The organism is Micromonospora sp. NPDC005206 (assembly GCF_040608175.1).
Lineage (GTDB): Bacteria > Actinomycetota > Actinomycetes > Mycobacteriales > Micromonosporaceae > Micromonospora.
Window position 1 is genome coordinate 1 of the sequence record NZ_JBEXHU010000081.1, and the last position, 1,049, is coordinate 1,049.

The window sequence follows — 1,049 nt, forward strand, 5'->3', positions numbered from 1 at the left end:
CTAGGGCCTGTGTCGAAGTCGCTGCCAGGGCTTGAGCTATTGGGTGCGGATCTTCGCGTGTCGGTGTTCGAGATATAGCGAGATCTCCGGTATCTGGTTCAGCGACCAAGCAGAACCCGAACACCGGAGACCTCGTGGACACCCTAGCGGTGGCGAGGCGGCACGACCTGACCGACGCAGAGTGGGTGGCGCTGGAGCCGTTGCTGCCTGCGGGGCGTAGGCCAGGTCGGCCGCCGACATGGACGAAACGGCAGCTCATTGATGGGATTCGGTGGCGGACACGGGTCGGTGCCCCGTGGCGGGATGTCCCGCAGTGCTACGGATCCTGGGCTGCGGCGTATGGGCTGTTTCGGCGTTGGCAGCGTGATGGGACCTGGGCGAAGATCCTGACCGTGTTGCAGGCGCTGGCTGATGTGGTGGGACGCATTGTCTGGGACGTGTCGGTGGACTCGACGGTTGCCAGGGCTCATCAGCACGCCGCCGGGGCGCGTAAAAGGGGGATCTGCAGGCCGAGCCGCCGGGTGGGGTCACGGTGGAGCCGACCGATCACGCGCTCGGTCGGTCGCGGGGTGGGCTGACCACGAAGCTGCACCTGGCCTGCGAGCAGGGTCAGAAGCCGTTGTCGATCGTGTTGACCGCTGGGCAGCGCGGGGACAGCCCGCAGTTCATGGCGGTGCTCGACGGGATCCGGGTGCCCCGCCTGGGCTCGGGTCGGCCTCGGACCCGCCCGGATCGGGTCTTGGCCGACAAGGCGTACACGTCGAGGGCCAACCGCCGCTACCTGCGCCGACGCGGCATCGCCGCGACGATCCCCACAAAGACCGACCAAGACGCAAACCGGCTCAAGCTGGGGTCCAAGGGCGGCCGCCCACCGATCTTCGATCCCGAGCGGTACAAGCAACGTCATGCCGTGGAGTGCGGCATCAACCGGCTCAAGGGCAACCGAGCCGTAGCGACCCGCTTCGACAAACTCGCCGTCCGCTACGAAGCCACCGTCCACATCGCCGCCATCAACGAGTGGCTGTGACCGACTTCGACACAGGCCCTAG

1 pseudogene is annotated in these 1,049 nt (G+C 67.1%); it reads left to right on the forward strand.

The window, feature by feature from the left end:
- Nucleotides 1-134: 134 nt before the first annotated feature.
- Nucleotides 135-1,027 (forward strand): annotated as a pseudogene (locus tag ABZU69_RS37090) (IS5 family transposase).
- Nucleotides 1,028-1,049 lie beyond the last annotated feature (22 nt).